19 protein-coding genes are annotated in these 14,001 nt (G+C 66.7%); 14 read left to right on the top strand and 5 right to left on the bottom strand.

Features of this window, described 5'->3' with window-relative positions:
* The 10 genes from VNJ47_11360 to VNJ47_11315 form a co-directional block, all read left to right on the top strand.
* The coding region (locus VNJ47_11360; GenBank protein HXG29428.1) for an aldehyde dehydrogenase family protein at nt 1–828 on the top strand (828 nt) is incomplete at its 5' end.
* A 188-nt stretch (nt 829–1,016) separates the two neighbouring features.
* Nucleotides 1,017–1,796 (top strand): sterol desaturase family protein, encoded by a 780-nt coding sequence (locus VNJ47_11355; protein ID HXG29427.1) that lies wholly within the window; start codon nt 1,017–1,019, stop codon nt 1,794–1,796.
* Nucleotides 1,797–1,811: 15 nt separating this feature from the next.
* Nucleotides 1,812–2,099: a hypothetical protein gene (locus VNJ47_11350; protein HXG29426.1), complete on the top strand. Its 288-nt coding sequence runs from the start codon at nt 1,812–1,814 to the stop codon at nt 2,097–2,099.
* 77 nt (nt 2,100–2,176) lie between these two features.
* Nucleotides 2,177–2,581, top strand: coding sequence for a VOC family protein (locus tag VNJ47_11345; protein HXG29425.1), 405 nt, complete (start codon nt 2,177–2,179; stop codon nt 2,579–2,581).
* A gap of 145 nt (nt 2,582–2,726) precedes the next feature.
* The gene (locus VNJ47_11340) at nt 2,727–3,623 is read left to right on the top strand and encodes a restriction endonuclease (protein ID HXG29424.1); all 897 of its coding nucleotides are present in this window, start codon (nt 2,727–2,729) and stop codon (nt 3,621–3,623) included.
* A gap of 476 nt (nt 3,624–4,099) precedes the next feature.
* A complete protein-coding gene (locus tag VNJ47_11335; GenBank protein HXG29423.1) occupies nt 4,100–4,306 on the top strand; it encodes a type II toxin-antitoxin system HicB family antitoxin in 207 nt (68 codons plus the stop codon).
* Nucleotides 4,303–4,605 (top strand): type II toxin-antitoxin system HicA family toxin, encoded by a 303-nt coding sequence (locus VNJ47_11330; protein ID HXG29422.1) that lies wholly within the window; start codon nt 4,303–4,305, stop codon nt 4,603–4,605. The genes VNJ47_11335 and VNJ47_11330 overlap by 4 nt, the downstream gene beginning before the upstream one ends.
* 271 nt (nt 4,606–4,876) lie before the next feature.
* Nucleotides 4,877–5,296 (top strand): DUF1330 domain-containing protein, encoded by a 420-nt coding sequence (locus VNJ47_11325; GenBank protein HXG29421.1) that lies wholly within the window; start codon nt 4,877–4,879, stop codon nt 5,294–5,296.
* A 228-nt stretch (nt 5,297–5,524) separates the two neighbouring features.
* Entirely contained in the window at nt 5,525–5,671 is a 147-nt protein-coding gene (locus VNJ47_11320) for a type II toxin-antitoxin system HicA family toxin (GenBank protein ID HXG29420.1), read from the top strand.
* Nucleotides 5,672–5,674: 3 nt separating this feature from the next.
* Nucleotides 5,675–6,133, top strand: coding sequence for a type II toxin-antitoxin system HicB family antitoxin (locus tag VNJ47_11315; GenBank protein ID HXG29419.1), 459 nt, complete (start codon nt 5,675–5,677; stop codon nt 6,131–6,133).
* Between the two features lie 15 nt (nt 6,134–6,148).
* Here VNJ47_11315 and VNJ47_11310 read toward each other — a convergent pair whose 3' ends face one another.
* From VNJ47_11310 to VNJ47_11295, 4 genes are all read right to left on the bottom strand, one after another.
* Nucleotides 6,149–7,951: an ATPase, T2SS/T4P/T4SS family gene (locus VNJ47_11310; protein ID HXG29418.1), complete on the bottom strand. Its 1,803-nt coding sequence runs from the start codon at nt 7,949–7,951 to the stop codon at nt 6,149–6,151.
* On the bottom strand, nt 7,944–8,966 hold the full coding sequence (locus VNJ47_11305; GenBank protein ID HXG29417.1) for an AI-2E family transporter: 1,023 nt from the start codon (nt 8,964–8,966) through the stop codon (nt 7,944–7,946). The genes VNJ47_11310 and VNJ47_11305 overlap by 8 nt, the downstream gene beginning before the upstream one ends.
* Nucleotides 8,963–9,826 carry an alpha/beta hydrolase gene (locus tag VNJ47_11300; GenBank protein HXG29416.1) on the bottom strand — a complete coding sequence of 288 codons (864 nt, stop codon included), beginning with the start codon at nt 9,824–9,826 and terminating at the stop codon, nt 8,963–8,965. The genes VNJ47_11305 and VNJ47_11300 overlap by 4 nt, the downstream gene beginning before the upstream one ends.
* 112 nt (nt 9,827–9,938) lie before the next feature.
* Nucleotides 9,939–10,541: a 2-hydroxychromene-2-carboxylate isomerase gene (locus tag VNJ47_11295; protein ID HXG29415.1), complete on the bottom strand. Its 603-nt coding sequence runs from the start codon at nt 10,539–10,541 to the stop codon at nt 9,939–9,941.
* A gap of 159 nt (nt 10,542–10,700) precedes the next feature.
* Here VNJ47_11295 and minC point away from each other — a divergent pair, with 159 nt between their 5' ends.
* From minC to VNJ47_11275, 4 genes are all read left to right on the top strand, one after another.
* A complete protein-coding gene (minC, locus tag VNJ47_11290) occupies nt 10,701–11,393 on the top strand; it encodes a septum site-determining protein MinC (protein HXG29414.1) in 693 nt (230 codons plus the stop codon).
* Nucleotides 11,394–11,417: 24 nt separating this feature from the next.
* Complete coding sequence (minD, locus tag VNJ47_11285) at nt 11,418–12,233, top strand: septum site-determining protein MinD (protein ID HXG29413.1); 816 nt, start codon at nt 11,418–11,420, stop codon at nt 12,231–12,233.
* Nucleotides 12,234–12,330: 97 nt separating this feature from the next.
* A complete protein-coding gene (gene minE, locus VNJ47_11280; protein HXG29412.1) occupies nt 12,331–12,600 on the top strand; it encodes a cell division topological specificity factor MinE in 270 nt (89 codons plus the stop codon).
* A gap of 49 nt (nt 12,601–12,649) precedes the next feature.
* Nucleotides 12,650–13,588 (top strand): L,D-transpeptidase family protein, encoded by a 939-nt coding sequence (locus tag VNJ47_11275; protein ID HXG29411.1) that lies wholly within the window; start codon nt 12,650–12,652, stop codon nt 13,586–13,588.
* Nucleotides 13,589–13,638: 50 nt separating this feature from the next.
* Here the strand turns inward: VNJ47_11275 and VNJ47_11270 are convergent, their stop codons facing one another.
* The gene (locus VNJ47_11270; GenBank protein HXG29410.1) at nt 13,639–13,965 is read right to left on the bottom strand and encodes an alanine-zipper protein; all 327 of its coding nucleotides are present in this window, start codon (nt 13,963–13,965) and stop codon (nt 13,639–13,641) included.
* Between the last annotated feature and the right edge of the window lie 36 nt (nt 13,966–14,001).

Genomic DNA, 14,001 nt, shown 5'->3' with positions numbered 1-14,001 from the left:
ATGCTGACCGGCTCCGGCGACACGGCCAAGGCGCTGCAGCGCGCGCTGGCGGCGCGCACGGGCGCCATCCTGCCGCTCATCGCCGAGACCGGCGGCGTCAATGCCATGATCGTGGACTCCACCGCGCTGCCGGAGCAGGTGGTGACGGATGTGCTGCGCTCGGCCTTCGACAGCGCCGGCCAGCACTGTTCGGCGCTGCGCGTGCTGTTCCTGCAGCAGGAGATCGCGCCGGCGGTGCTGGAGATGCTGGCCGGCGCCATGGCCGAGCTGCGCGTGGGCGATCCGGCGCGGATCGAAACCGACGTCGGGCCCGTGATCCACGACGAGGCACGCGCCACCCTGCAGCGGCACGTGGCGCACCTGGAGCGCGAGGCCCGTCTCATCGCCCGTGCGCCGCTGGCAGCCGAGTGCGCGCACGGCAGCTTTCTGGCGCCCTGCGCGTTCGAAATCGGCGCGCTCGACGCGCTGCCCGGCGAGGTGTTCGGGCCGGTGCTGCACGTGATCCGCTATCCGGCCGCTGCGCTGGACCCGGTGATCGACGCCATCAACGCCACCGGCTACGGGCTGACCTGCGGCCTGCACAGCCGCATCGAGGCGCGCGCGCAGGACGTCGCCGCCCGCGTGCGCGCGGGCAACCTGTACGTCAACCGCAACATGATCGGCGCCGTGGTCGGCGTGCAGCCCTTCGGCGGCGAGGGCCTGTCCGGCACCGGACCCAAGGCCGGCGGGCCCAACCTGCTGCGCCGCCTGAGCGTCGAGCGCACCGTGTCCGTCAACACCACCGCCAGCGGCGGCAACGCCTCCCTGCTGGCGCTGGACGACGACTGACGGCTGGACACGCCCGCCACGCCGGGAACATCATCAGGGCATGTCATCCCGGCGCAAGCCGGGATCCAGCGGCTCGTCCTCTCCCACTGCGGGAGAGGGGCGGTCTTTCTTCCCCTCTCCCGCTAGCGGCAGAGGGGCAATGCTTCTTCCCCTCTCCCTGTAAGGGAGAGGGGCAGGGGAGAGGGTGTATGACCGAACTGCTGCACACCATCCTCGGCTGGTATCGCGAGCCGCTGTTCTGGCTGTTCCCGGTCGCCACCGGCCTGATCAGCATGTTCGTCTTTCTGTTGTTCGCCCTCCCGCTCACCTGGCTCGCGGATCGCGACCCGGCCTGGGCGCGCAAGTACAAGATCCAGTCCCGCCACGACAGGCACGTCGGCACGCGCGAGGCGCTGCGGCAGTGGTTCATCAACAACACGCAGGCGCTGGCCACCGCCGCGCTGCTGTGGCCGCTGTTCCGCCTGACCGGTGTGCATGTCGGCCCGCTGCCGGAGTGGTGGGTGGTGGCTGGGCAACTGCTGTTCTTCATCTACCTCGATGATTTCCTGTACTACTGGTTCCACCGCAGCATGCACACCCGCTGGCTGCTCAAGCACGTGCATGGCGTGCACCACCGCATCTACGCGCCGCGCGCCATCGCCGGCCACTACATGCACCCGACCGAATACGGCCTGACGGGGCTCATCGTGCTGATCGGCCCGATGCTGGTCGGCGCGCACGTCGTCACGATCTGGCTGTGGGTCGCCTTCCGCCAATGGGAAGCGGCGGAGGGGCATTGCGGCTACGACTTTCCGTGGTCGCCGACCCGATGGCTGCCGTTTTCCGACGGCGCCGTGCACCACGACTTCCACCACGCCAAGGTCAAGGGCAACTTCGCCGGCTTCCTGCGCTGGACCGACAAGACCTTCGGCACGCTGGTGCCGGGGTATGAGGTCGAGAAGCAGGCGCTGAGAACACGGCAAGGCTGAAACAGGAGATCGCACATGAGCAAGGATGCTCGAACGGAAAGCGCAACGGGGCAGGCAGAACAGCCGAAGACCCGCCTCACGCTGAAGCCGGGCCAGAACGGCACCCGCAAGCTCCAGGACAAGTACGGCGACCGGCTGCTGGCCGTGCGCTACCGCTATGACCCGGCGCGGCGCGTGCGGCATCTGGAAGCCGGACCGCAAGCTCTGGCGCGTGCCGCTATCGGCGATTTATGGCCTTGGGCTGGAATCGCGGATTGTGCCGTGATATCTACATGCATATATACAGAGTGGGGGTATATATAGATGTATATGCAAATATCTACATGTAGATGCTATATGGCGCTGCCTAATTTAAGTTGGGCGCCAGTGAATCGGCCGGCATGAATCTGCTCGTCAACGTCGATGTCGACGACTTGGAGAAGGCAACTCGCTTTTACTGCGCTGCATTCCAGCTGAGCGTGGGCCGCCGCTTCGGCTCGTCGGCGGTCGAGCTCCTGGGAAGCAACGCACCAATCTATCTGCTGGTCAAGGCAGCTGGTAGCGCTGCCTCGGACACGACGGACCACCGACGAACGTACAAACGTCACTGGACGCCTGTACATCTGGATTTCGAGGTTGAGAATATTGAAGCGGCCACTGAGAGAGCCGTAGCAGCCGGGGCCACGCTGGAGAAACCGATCACCTCAAGCAAATGGGGCAAGCTGGCCATGCTGGCCGATCCCTTCGGCCACGGCATATGCTTCGTACAGTTCGTCGGCCGGGGCTACGATGAAATCGCGAACTGAAAGTCTGGCGCCCAACAACGCGTTTCAGCCGACGCCCTCGCGCTACGCGCTCGGGTTCCCTCGGGCCTTCGGCCCTCGGCGCGGCTGAACGCGGGCGTTGGGCCTAGGGAGGCAGATTGTGGCGATCCCGGATTTTCAAACGTGCATGCTTCCGCTGCTCCGATTCTCCGCCGATGGCAAGGAGCATCAACTCAGAGATGCGGTCCAGCATCTGGCAAAAGAATTTCGGCTCACTGACGAGGAATTGAATGAGTTCCTCCCCAGCGGGCAGCAGCCCGTCTTTATCAATCGCGTTGGCTGGGCGCGTTCCTACCTGAAAAAGGCTGGACTCCTCGACAACCCTAAGCGCGGTTACTTTCAGATCACGGCACGCGGTCACGAACTTCTGAAGGCACCCCCGGAGCGAATCACTATCAAGTACCTGGATCGCTATCCGGAGTTCAAGGAGTTCTGGGATAAGTACCGATCGAAGAAAGAGATCGATGACGAATCGCAACCTGCTGAAGCGGAAGTCGCGCCTGGGTCCACACCGCATGAGGCGCTGGAGAATGCCTACGAGCGCCTACGCTCTGAGATCGCCGCTGAACTATTGCAGACCCTGAAGGGTGCCGATCCCTCCCTGTTCGAAAACATCGTCGTAGAATTGCTCGTGAAGATGGGCTATGGAGGCAGCCGCAAAGATGCGGGAAAGGCGATTGGCCGCAGCGGCGACGAAGGCATTGACGGCGTGATTAAAGAAGATCATCTCGGACTGGACAGCATCTACATTCAAGCCAAGCGATGGGACAACACCGTTGGAAGGCCCGAGATTCAGAAGTTCGCTGGTGCGCTTCAAGGGCAGCGCGCACGAAAGGGCATCTTCATCACAACGTCCGAGTTCACGAGGGAGGCCCAGGAGTACGTTTCTCGTATTGACACGAAGATCGTGCTCATTGACGGGAAGGCACTGGCCCGATTGATGATCGATTTCGGCGTCGGCGTCACGTCAGTCGCAACGTACGAGGTCAAGAAAATAGACTCGGACTACTTCGGTGAAACCTAGGCCCAACAAGCGCGTCCAGCGGATGGTCCTTGCGCTGCGCGCTCGGCCCGCCGCTGAACCGCGGCGCTGGGTGCCAAGGAAATAATGGAAGACGCGCGTCCGCCAGGGGGGAGTAGCCTGGGCATCCTCGTTTTTTCGAGCCATCAGGACGTAGAGGTTTCGGGTGAGTGTGTCATGGCAAAGCGGGCGGGCGTAGCCGTTGCCGCAGCGGGTGATGCCGCTTTGCGGACTCTGGTGCCGGAGGAGTATTCGCTCGGCACCAGACCCAGCCATCAGCTGGCGGGTGTGGTCGAAGCGCGACAGGTCACCACCGCACAGGCCGCCACGATGGAGTCCATGTGCGCACCCAGCCCGACATAGACAGAGCTATCGTCGGTCATGCTGACCTCCGTGGGGAGAACCGACGAAAGTCATACTGTCTAGGCATATTCAGCCGTGCGAGGGTAGAATCCGCTTATCGTGCAGAGACGTCAGACATGAATTTCACTATTGAGTCCGAGCAAGAAGCCGATGGTCGTTGGCTGGCCGAAGTCCCGGAGTTGCCCGGCGTTCTAGCGTACGGCGCTTCCTCGGATGAGGCCATGTCCAAAGCCGAGGCTCTGGCTCTGCGCGTCATGGCCGAGCGCCTTGAACACGGAGAAAGCCGGCCGGTGCCGATCCACATCACCCTCGCGGTTGCATGAGCAACTGGCCTTCGGCAAAGGCCAAGCGAGTTCTTGCCGCGCTTCTCCACATCGGTTGGCGCATCAAGCGTCAGAGTGGTTCCCACAAGACCTTATCTCGTGAAGGGTGGCTCGATAAGGTGACCCTCTCGCTCAGCCGGCGCAGCGTGGATTTCTTCAAGGCAGCCGCCAGGCGCAATCACACGTCCTATCAGCGCATGATCCGGCGGCTGCTGGATCGATACGCGGATCGCTACGCCGGCGGGCAGGCGGCGCCCCGCTCGCGTGGGCGCGCCAGGGCGACACGCCGCCCGACGTGAGTGCCAGCTGCGCAGAGTGATATCGACATGGCGCAAATTCTCCTGACCCTCGCCGGCGCCATCATCCTGCTCATGGGTACGGCGCACCTCCTGCTGGCCTGCGGGACGTATGGAAGCCCACATCCTTCACCCCCACCGAGGCTGCGGTGCGCCTGGCCATGCAGGGCGCGCGGCTGCGCTTCAATCGCCGCATCAACCTGTGGGAGTCGTGGCTGGGCTTTTCTGATCCCGTTCGCCGGAAAACAACTCGCAACACACACCGGGAGTCCCTGTGAGTCGCTACATCGATCCCACCAAGGAAAGTTTCGCTGCCTTCCGCGAGCTGCCGCGCGAAGGCGTAATCCACATGCTGAACCTCATTCGCCTCCGTGCGCAGGCGGCCTATCCGGACGGCCGGCAGGCGACCGGGCTGGAGGCCTACCGCGCCTACGGGCGCGAGAGCGCGCCGATCTTCACGCGCGTCGGTGGGCGGCAGTTCTGGATCGGAAAGTTCGAGCACCTGCTGATCGGCCCGCCGGACGAGCGCTGGGATATTGTCTTCATCGCCGAGTATCCGAACGCGGATGCCTTCATCGAGATGCTCCGCGACCCGGCTTACCGCGAGGCGGTCAAGCACCGACAGGCGGCGGTGGAGGACTCGCGCCTGATCCGCCTGCGGCCGCAGCCGCCGGGTACGGGCTTCGGCGAGTAGTCGCCAGCGACGCCGGATTGACTCACCCCCACCCCAACCCTGTTCGCTTCGCTCACCTCGTACCTCGCCCATCAAGGGGGCGGGGTTATTCACCGGGCAGGTAAACGACGCAATCGACGGGCGCTCTGAGCGTGTGTATAGTACACACAACAGAGGGACCTGCCCGGTATTCAGGATGAAGAGTCGGGATCTGATAAAGCTGCTGCAGCAGGATGGCGATTGGTCGGCGTGAAGGGCAGCCATCACCAGTTCAAGCATCCGGTGAAGCCGGGGCGTGTGACCGTCCCGCACCCCAAGCGGGATCTTCCTGTGGGCACATCGAACAGCATCCTGAAGCAGGCAGGTCTGAAGCAGGTCAAAACCTCGGGGAATTGAGCCATGGCCAGCTACATTGCATTGCTGCGCAAGGACCGGAACAGTGATTATGGCGTGGAGTTTCCGGACTTCCCCGGCTGCGTGACGGCGGGTGCTACCCTGGATGAGGCTCGCAAGCAGGCTCAGGAGGCGCTGGCGTTCCACGTCGAGGGCATGCTGGAGGACGGCGATCCCATTCCAGAGCCCTCGACGCTTGATCAGCTCGCCGCCCGCGAGGATCTGCGTCATGCCGTGCCCTTTCTCGTCGAGCTGGATCTGGCGCGGCTGAGCGGGCCGGCCCAGCGCATCAACATCACCGTGCCGGAGCGGGCGCTCAGAAGGATCGATGCCGCTGCCCGCAAGCTCGGCGAGACGCGCTCGGCTTATCTGGTGCGGGCGGCGCTCAAGCAGGCCGATGCCGTGATCAAGAAGAAGGTTGCGGCGACCGCCGTTCGTCCGCCCAGATCGTCACGGGCTCACTGAGCCCCTCGCATCCCGTCAGTCCATCGCCGCCAGCGACGGCGCGGCGGTCAGCACCTCGTCCACGGAAGTCGCCCCAGCGGCGACCTTCTGCGCGCCGGCGATGCGCAAGGGCAGCATGCCGTCCTTGTAGGCCGCCAGGCGCAGCGCGGCCAGGTCGGCCTGGTCGTTGATGAGGGCCTTGAGCGCGGGCGTCAGCGGCATCATCTCGTAGATGCCGCTGCGGCCGAGATAACCGGTGGCGCGGCATTCCAGGCAGCCGCCGGCCTCGTAGATCTGCTTCGGCAGCGGCAGCTTCCAGGCGCCGGTGAGTTCCTGCCAGGCGGCCGGCTGCGGTTCGATGGCCTGCTTGCAGTGCGGGCACAGCGTGCGCACCAGCCGCTGCGCGACCACGCCGAGCACGGTGGCCTTGAGCAGATAGTGCGGTACGCCGAGATCGAGCAGGCGCGTGACCGCGGTCGGTGCATCGTTGGTGTGCAGCGTGGACAGCACCAGGTGGCCGGTGAGCGCCGCCTGCACCGCGATCTCGGCGGTCTCCAGATCGCGGATCTCGCCGATCATGATGATGTCCGGGTCCTGGCGCAGCAGCGCGCGCACGCCGGCGGCGAAGGTCAGCTCGATGCCCGGCTGCACCTGCATCTGGTTGAAGGCCGGGTCCACCAGCTCGATCGGGTCCTCGATGGTGCAGACGTTGACCTCGGGCGTGGCCAGGGTCTTGAGCGTGGAGTAGAGCGTGGTGGTCTTACCCGAGCCGGTCGGGCCGGTGACCAGGACGATCCCGTGCGGCTCGCGCACCATCGCCTCCCAGCGCGCGATGTCGCGCTCGGCGAAGCCCAGCTGCGCGTAATCCTTGACCAGCACCTGCGGGTCGAAGATGCGCAGGACCAGTTTTTCGCCGAAAGCGGTCGGCAGGGCCGAGACACGCAGCTCGATCTCGCGACCATCCGGGCTGCGGGTCTTGATGCGGCCGTCCTGCGGCCGGCGCTTCTCGGCCAGGTCCATGCGCGCCAGCACCTTGAGCCGGCTGACCACCGCGGTCATGACCAGCGCCGGCATCTGGTAAACGTCGTGCAGCACGCCGTCGATGCGGAAGCGCACATTACCCTGCTCGCGGCGCGGCTCCAGGTGGATGTCGCTGGCGCGCTGGTCGAAGGCGTACTGCAGCAGCCAATCGACGATACTGACGACGTGCTGGTCCTTGGCGTCCAGCTTGCCGCTGCGGCTCAGGTCCACCAGCTGCTCGAGGTTGCTCAGCCCCGGCAGCCGGTTCTTGTTCTGCTCGGAGCTGGCCTTGACCGAGCGCGCCAGCGCGTAGAACTCGACCAGGTAGCGCTCGATGTCGCGCGGGTTGGCCAGCACGCGCTTGATCGCCTTGCCGGTGACCTGGGCCAGTTCGCGCTCCCACTCGCGCAGCAGCGGCTCGGCGGTCGCGACCGTGATTTCGGTTGCCGTGACCTTGACCGGCAGGATGCCGACGCGCGCGGCATAGGCGTACGGGGTCACGGCGGTGATGCCGGTCACGTCGATGGACAAGGGGTCGATGCGGAAATAGGGCAGGCCGCTGCGCTCGGCCAGCCACTGCACCAGGAACTCCAGCGACAGCTTGTGCGCGGGCTTGCGTGCGTCGTGCCAGTCGCACTCCGAGATCGTGACCAGCGGGTGCTGCTCCGGCTGCGCGCGTGCCGCACGGCGCGACGCCAGCTCCTGCGCCTGCGCTGCGGTGACGAGCCCGTCCTGCACCAGCGCCTGGAGGACCTGGCGCAGGCTCAGGCGCTGTTCGCGGCTGACCTGGGCGGCGCTCTTGATCATGGAGTCAGACAAGGCCCTTGGCCTTCAGCTCGTCCTTGACGTAGGCGTAGTACAGCGGACCGGCGATGAGGCCGGGGATGCCGAAGGCCGCCTCCATCATCAGCATCGCCAGCAGCAACTCCCAGGCGTGGGCGTGGATGCGGCCGCCGATGATGCGCGCGTTGAGGAAATACTCGAGCTTGTGGATCACCACCAGGTAGGTGAGCGAGGCCACCGCCACCAGCAGTGAGTGGCTCAGGCTGATGACCACGATCACGGTGTTGGAGATGAGGTTGCCGAGCACCGGGATGAGCCCGACCACGAAGGTGATCGCCACCATGGTCTTCACCAGCGGCAGGTCCACGCCCAGCAGCGGCAGCGCCACGCCGAGGTACAGCCAGGTGAAGAAGGCGTTGATGGCGGCGATGCGCGCCTGCGCCAGCACGATGTTGCGGAAGGCCATGCGCAGGCGCGTCACGCGTTCGACCGCGGCGCTGACCAGCCGGCCGCGGTACTGGTCCGGCTGCGCGATCTCCTGCAGCGACAGCAGCGCACCGATCACCATGCCGATCAGCATGTGCGCCAGCCCGCGGCCCAGCTCGGTGCCGGCCCCCTGCAGCAGACCGGCGTTCGCGCGCAGCCAGTCCACTACGGCGATGCGCAGCTCGTCGGCGTTGGCCGGCAGGTAGGCCCACAGCCAGGCCGGCAGCATGTTGCGCGAGCCTTCGAGGATTTCGGCCATCTTCTGCAGCAGCTGGACCACGCTGGTGTCGCGCAGATACACGGCGATGCCGTAGCCGGTCAGCACGAGCAGCCCGCTGATCAGGATCGTCACCAGCGTCACCGCCAGCAGCTTGGCGCTGACCGTGCTGATCCAGCGCCGGTGGATCAGCCGCACCAGCACATAGGTCATCTCGTACACCAGCAGCCCGGACAGCAGCGCGACCAGCAGCTTGAGCTTGATCACCAGCAGCAGGAACAGGCCGACGGCGACCCAGCCGGCGAGGTCGGCCAGAGGCAGGGGGCGGGGATTGGCGGTGTCGCTCATGGCTCGCTCAGGAAGGCCTCGATGCGGGCCGCAGTCTCGGCCGGATGATCATGATGCAGCATATGCGAGGCGCCGGGTATCACCTCGGTGCGCAGGTTCTGGAAGGCGCCGCGCCGCCGGGCCTTTTCCTGCGGCGGGATGGCTTTGTCCAGCCAGGAATCGCCGGCGTCCAGGCACAGCACCGGCGCCGTCACCTGCTTCCAGATGGCGATGGACTCGGCGGCGCGGTAGAGCGTGGGCATGCGCAGGCGGTGCTTCGGGTCGCCCAGCAGCTCGATGCGCCCGGGCGCGGCCTCGCGCCCCCAGCAGCGGGCCACGAAGTCCGCGCGCTCGGGCGTGAGTTTGGGGTGGCGGTGACGGATGCGCGCCGCCAGCTCGTCGAAGGACGCATAGACCTTGTTCTGCGGCGGGTCGGCCAGCTGCTCGAGCCAGCGCAGGTAGCGCTGCGGCGCCAGCTCCGGCGGCATGTCCGGCACGCTCAGACTGTCGAGGATGACCAGCCGGCGCACCCGCGCCGGCCGCAGGCCGGCATAGAGGCTGGCGACGTGTCCGCCCAGGCTGTGGCCCACGTAAAAGGCCGGCGCTGCGCCGCTGTAGTGGTTGACGACCCACTCCAGGTCGGCGACGTAGTCGGGAAACCAGTAGCCGTCCTGCGGCCAGGCCGACAGGCCGCAGCCGCGCCAGTCGGGGGCGATGATGTTCCAGTCGCGCGCGAAGGCGTCCACCACCAGCTGCATCGAGGCCGAGACGTCCAGCAGCCCGTGCAGCAGGTACATCACCGGCGCATCTGGCGTCCCCCAGCGGCGGACGTGGTAGCGCAGCCCGCGGATGTCGAGGTATTCGGACGTGCTGGGCTTCATCGGCTGGTCGGTGCTGTCATTCCCGTGCAGAGGGCAATCCAGTCAATCGGTGCAGGTTGCGCTGGATCCCCGCTTGCGCAGGGATGACAGGGGATGGGGATACATGCCGGGGTCAGGCCGCCAGCTTGCCCTGCAGGTGCGCGCGCAGCAGCTGCAGGCGGTCGTTGCCCCAGAACATTTCCGTGCCGACGAAGAAGGTCGGTGCGCCGAACACGCCGCGTTGCACGGCCTCCTCGGTATTGGCCTTGAGCGCTTCCTTGACCGCCGGGTCCTGGGTGGCGGCCAGGATGGCCTCGCCGTCGAGGCCGACCGCCGCGGCCACCGCCTTCAGTTCCTCCGGCTGGCTGATGTCGCGGCCCGCACCCCAGTGCGTGGCCATCAGCGCGCGCGCGAACGCGGCGCCCTTGCCGGCGCGATCGGCGGCGATCGCGGCGCGCTCCGGCGTCACGCTGTTGATCGGGAAGCTCTTGGGGAACTGCAGCGGCACGCCGTACAGCGCCGCCCAGCGCTTGAGGTCCAGGAACATGTGCTTGCCCTTGGCCGGCACCGACACCGGCGGCCGGTTGCCGGTGGCCTCGAACACCTTGCCCAGCAGGAAGGGTTTCCAGACCAGCGTGGCGCCGCATTCGGCGGCGAGTGCCTCGATCTGCGTGGCGGCCAGGTAGGTAAAGGGGCTGGCGGGATCCCAGAAGAACTCGATGGTGGCTTGGGCCATGGCGGCGTTCCTGAATCTGAAGCGAGCAGGGAGTCTGCCACGCGCTGGCGTTCAGCAACAAGCAGCGCGCTTTCTGGTGCAATTCGCCCCCCCATCGCCTAAACTGATGCGAATTTTACGGCGGCCCGCAATGCCGCCGCGACTGGCCGGACGCAGGCGATGGCGATCAACCCCCAGATGCTGGACAAGGGGCTGGAGTTCAAGGGTCGCATGATGACCCTGACGGTGGTGCGCGTGTCCCAGCCGCACCTCGACATTCTGGCCGGACAGCTCGAAGCCCAGCTGGCGCGCTCGCCCGGGTTCTTCGCCGGGCTGCCATTGCTGCTGGAGCTGGCCGACGAGGCCATCAGCCTGGACGGCGTGGTGCAGCTGATGCGCCGGCACGGCCTGACGCCCGTGGCGGTGTACCGCCCGAGTGCGACGCAGGCGCAGGCGGCGCGCGATGCCGGCTTGGGCGTGATCGACGACAAGCGCGCAGCGCGCGAGGCGCCGGCGGAAAGCGCTGGCGCCAGCAAGGCGGCACGTGCGCCGGCACGCATCGTGACCGAGCCGGTACGCTCCGGCCAGCAGATCTATGCCCGTGGCGGCGACTTGGTGATCGTCAACGCGGTCAGCGCCGGGGCCGAGGTGATCGCCGACGGCTGCATCCACGTGTACGGTGCGCTGCGCGGCCGTGCGCTGGCCGGGGTGCAGGGCGATGCGTCAGCCCGCATTTTTTGCCGCGACATGGGCGCGGAGCTGGTGTCCATCGCCGGCGTCTACAAGGTCGCCGAGGACATCAAGGAAACCCTGCGCGGGCGCGCCGTGCAGGTTTATCGCGACGGCGACAAGCTCAGGATCGAGAAGCTGTAAGGCGGATTCAGAAGGGGAACATCAGTGGCGAAGATTATTGTGGTGACCTCGGGCAAGGGCGGTGTGGGCAAGACCACCACCAGCGCGTCCTTCGCCACCGGCCTGGCGCTGCGCGGGCACAAGACCGCGGTGATCGACTTCGACGTCGGCCTGCGCAACCTGGACCTCATCATGGGCTGCGAGCGGCGCGTGGTGTTCGATCTGGTCAACGTCATCAACGGCGAGGCCAACCTGCGCCAGGCGCTGATCCGCGACAAGCGCGTCGAGAACCTGTCCATCCTCGCCGCCTCGCAGACGCGCGACAAGGATGCGCTGACCAAGGAAGGCGTCGAGCGCGTGCTGACCGAACTCGCGCAGGACCACGATTACATCATCTGCGATTCCCCGGCCGGCATCGAGAAGGGCGCGCTGCTGGCGATGTACTATGCCGACGAGGCGCTGGTCGTGACCAACCCGGAGGTATCCTCGGTGCGCGACTCGGACCGCGTGCTCGGCATCCTCGCCAGCAAGACGCGGCATGCGGAGAACGGCAGCGGCCGGGTGCGCGAGCATCTGGTGCTGACCCGCTACTCACCGGCGCGCGTAGAGAAGGGCGAGATGCTGTCGGTCGAGGACGTCAAGGAAATCCTGGCCATCCCGCTCTTGGGCGTGATCCCGGAGTCGCCCGACGTACTCACATCCTCCAACGCCGGTGAGCCGGTGGTGCTGGATGCCGAGAGCGCCGCGGGCCAGGCCTATGGCGACCTGGTCGCGCGCTTTCTCGGCGAGGACCTGCCGCACCGTTTCCTCGACGCCCCCCGCAAGGGCCTGCTGGGCCGCCTGTTCGGAGCCAGTGCATGAGCACGGCGACACGGTGCCTGCCCGTAGGGCAGTGGGTGCGGGACGCGGGCTCAATTCACGGCGGGCCTGGCGAAATCCTTACAGTAATGGTGCAACAGTGAACTGGCTCAATCTGTTCCGCACGCGTCAGGCCAAGTCCTCGGCCGCGCTGGCCAAGGAGCGGCTGATCGTGGTGGTGGCCAACCAGCGCAGCCAGGCCGGCGGCGCCGAGTTCATGCCGCGGCTGCGGGCCGAGCTGCTGACCGTGATCCGCAAGTACGTGAAGGTCAACGACGATGCCATCCGCATGGCGATCGAGCGCGACGGCGACATGGAGGTGCTGGAGCTCAATATCGTGCTGCCGGAGCCCGGTGCGGCCCAGCATTGACCGCGGCACTGGCGGTCGCCCGCAGGGTCAAACCCGCATGATCCGCTCTATGCCACTGCCGGTTCTGCTGCTGGCGCTGGCCGTGTCACCCGCCTACGCGGCGACCTACCTGCTGCCGGCCCCGGACGAAGCGTTGATCGGCCATGAACAGCTGGCCAGCGCGCGCTACGAGGAGACGCTGCTCGACATCGCGCGCCGCTACAACCTCGGCTACGAGGACATCAAGTTGGCCAATCCGGGGGTGGACACCTGGATCCCGGGTCAGAACATGCCGGTGCTGCTGCCGACGCGCTATGTACTGCCGCCCGGCCCGCGCGAGGGCATCGTGATCAACATCGCCGAGATGCGCCTGTACTACTACCCCCAGGAGCCGGTGGACGGCCGTCGGGTGGTGATCACGCATCCGGTCAGCATCGGCCGCGACGACTGGAAGACGCCGCTGGGCACTACCCGCATCGTGCGCAAGGACAAGGATCCGGCCTGGTACCCGCCGGAGTCGATCCGGCGCGAGCATGCCGCCGATGGCGACCCGCTGCCCAAGGTGGTGCCGCCGGGGCCGGACAACCCGCTCGGTCGTTATGCCCTGCGGCTCGGCATCCCGGGCTACCTGATCCACGGCACCGACAAGCCCTTCGGCATCGGCATGCAAGTGACGCACGGCTGCATGCGCATGTACCCCGAAGACATCGAGGCCATGTTCCGGCTGGTGCCGGTCGGCACCGCCGTCCGCATCATCAACCAGCCGGTCAAGACCGGCTGGCACCGTGGCACGCTGTACCTCGAGGTACACCCGCCGCTCGGCGAGGCCGCGGCTGCGGGCATCGGCCCGGCGCTGGAGAAGGTGGCCGCGGCGCTGCGCGAGCGGCAGGACTACGTCGTGGACTGGCCCTGGCTGGAGGGCGTGGTCGCCGAGCCGCGCGGCATACCACTGCCGGTGCGCCAGCGCGGCGAGTCCGCGCAGCCCTGGCTGACCGGCAGCAGGCCATAAAAAACCCCGACCCGGCGGCGCCGGGACGGGGCCTGGATCGCGGAAGTGCCTTACTTGCGCTGCGACTTCTCGAACATGCGGTCCATGCGCTCGGTGTTGGCGGCGCAGCACTTGTTGGCGTCGCCGGCAGCCACTGCCGCCTGATCCGCTGCCGCCTGCGCACGGTCTGCGCTGGTCTGGGCCTCGGCCGCGGCCTGCTGGGCGCGGTTGGCGGTCTTCTGTGCGTCGGCCGCCGTGCGCTGGGCGTTTTCGGCGCTGCGCTGGGCCGCCTCGGCAATCGCACGCACTTCGTCCACACTGCCGCGCGTGGCGCAGCCGGCCGTCAGGCCGAGCGCCAGGGTCGCGGCGCCAAGGGTCATCAGAACTCTGCTGGTCATGTTTCAACTCCCGTGATGGTAGGGGGTGGCTTCTTA

The organism is Nevskiales bacterium (assembly GCA_035574475.1).
GTDB lineage: Bacteria > Pseudomonadota > Gammaproteobacteria > Nevskiales > DATLYR01 > DATLYR01.
The sequence above is the reverse complement of the archived record's forward strand: the minus strand, read 5'-3'. Positions and strand labels throughout refer to the sequence as shown.

Bases quoted from the DNA above. Each gene is read 5' to 3' on its own strand.
- VNJ47_11295 (HXG29415.1), bottom strand. From the start codon at position 10,541: ATGGCCCAAGCCACCATCGAGTTCTTCTGGGATCCCGCCAGCCCCTTT.
- VNJ47_11350 (HXG29426.1), top strand. From the start codon at position 1,812: ATGAGCAAGGATGCTCGAACGGAAAGCGCAACGGGGCAGGCAGAACAG.
- VNJ47_11315 (HXG29419.1), top strand. From the start codon at position 5,675: ATGGCCAGCTACATTGCATTGCTGCGCAAGGACCGGAACAGTGATTAT.
- VNJ47_11300 (HXG29416.1), bottom strand. From the start codon at position 9,826: ATGAAGCCCAGCACGTCCGAATACCTCGACATCCGCGGGCTGCGCTAC.
- VNJ47_11340 (HXG29424.1), top strand. From the start codon at position 2,727: ATGCTTCCGCTGCTCCGATTCTCCGCCGATGGCAAGGAGCATCAACTC.
- VNJ47_11335 (HXG29423.1), top strand. From the start codon at position 4,100: ATGAATTTCACTATTGAGTCCGAGCAAGAAGCCGATGGTCGTTGGCTG.
- VNJ47_11330 (HXG29422.1), top strand. From the start codon at position 4,303: ATGAGCAACTGGCCTTCGGCAAAGGCCAAGCGAGTTCTTGCCGCGCTT.
- VNJ47_11305 (HXG29417.1), bottom strand. From the start codon at position 8,966: ATGAGCGACACCGCCAATCCCCGCCCCCTGCCTCTGGCCGACCTCGCC.
- VNJ47_11270 (HXG29410.1), bottom strand. From the start codon at position 13,965: ATGACCAGCAGAGTTCTGATGACCCTTGGCGCCGCGACCCTGGCGCTC.
- VNJ47_11355 (HXG29427.1), top strand. From the start codon at position 1,017: ATGACCGAACTGCTGCACACCATCCTCGGCTGGTATCGCGAGCCGCTG.
- minC (HXG29414.1), top strand. From the start codon at position 10,701: ATGGCGATCAACCCCCAGATGCTGGACAAGGGGCTGGAGTTCAAGGGT.
- VNJ47_11345 (HXG29425.1), top strand. From the start codon at position 2,177: ATGAATCTGCTCGTCAACGTCGATGTCGACGACTTGGAGAAGGCAACT.
- VNJ47_11275 (HXG29411.1), top strand. From the start codon at position 12,650: ATGCCACTGCCGGTTCTGCTGCTGGCGCTGGCCGTGTCACCCGCCTAC.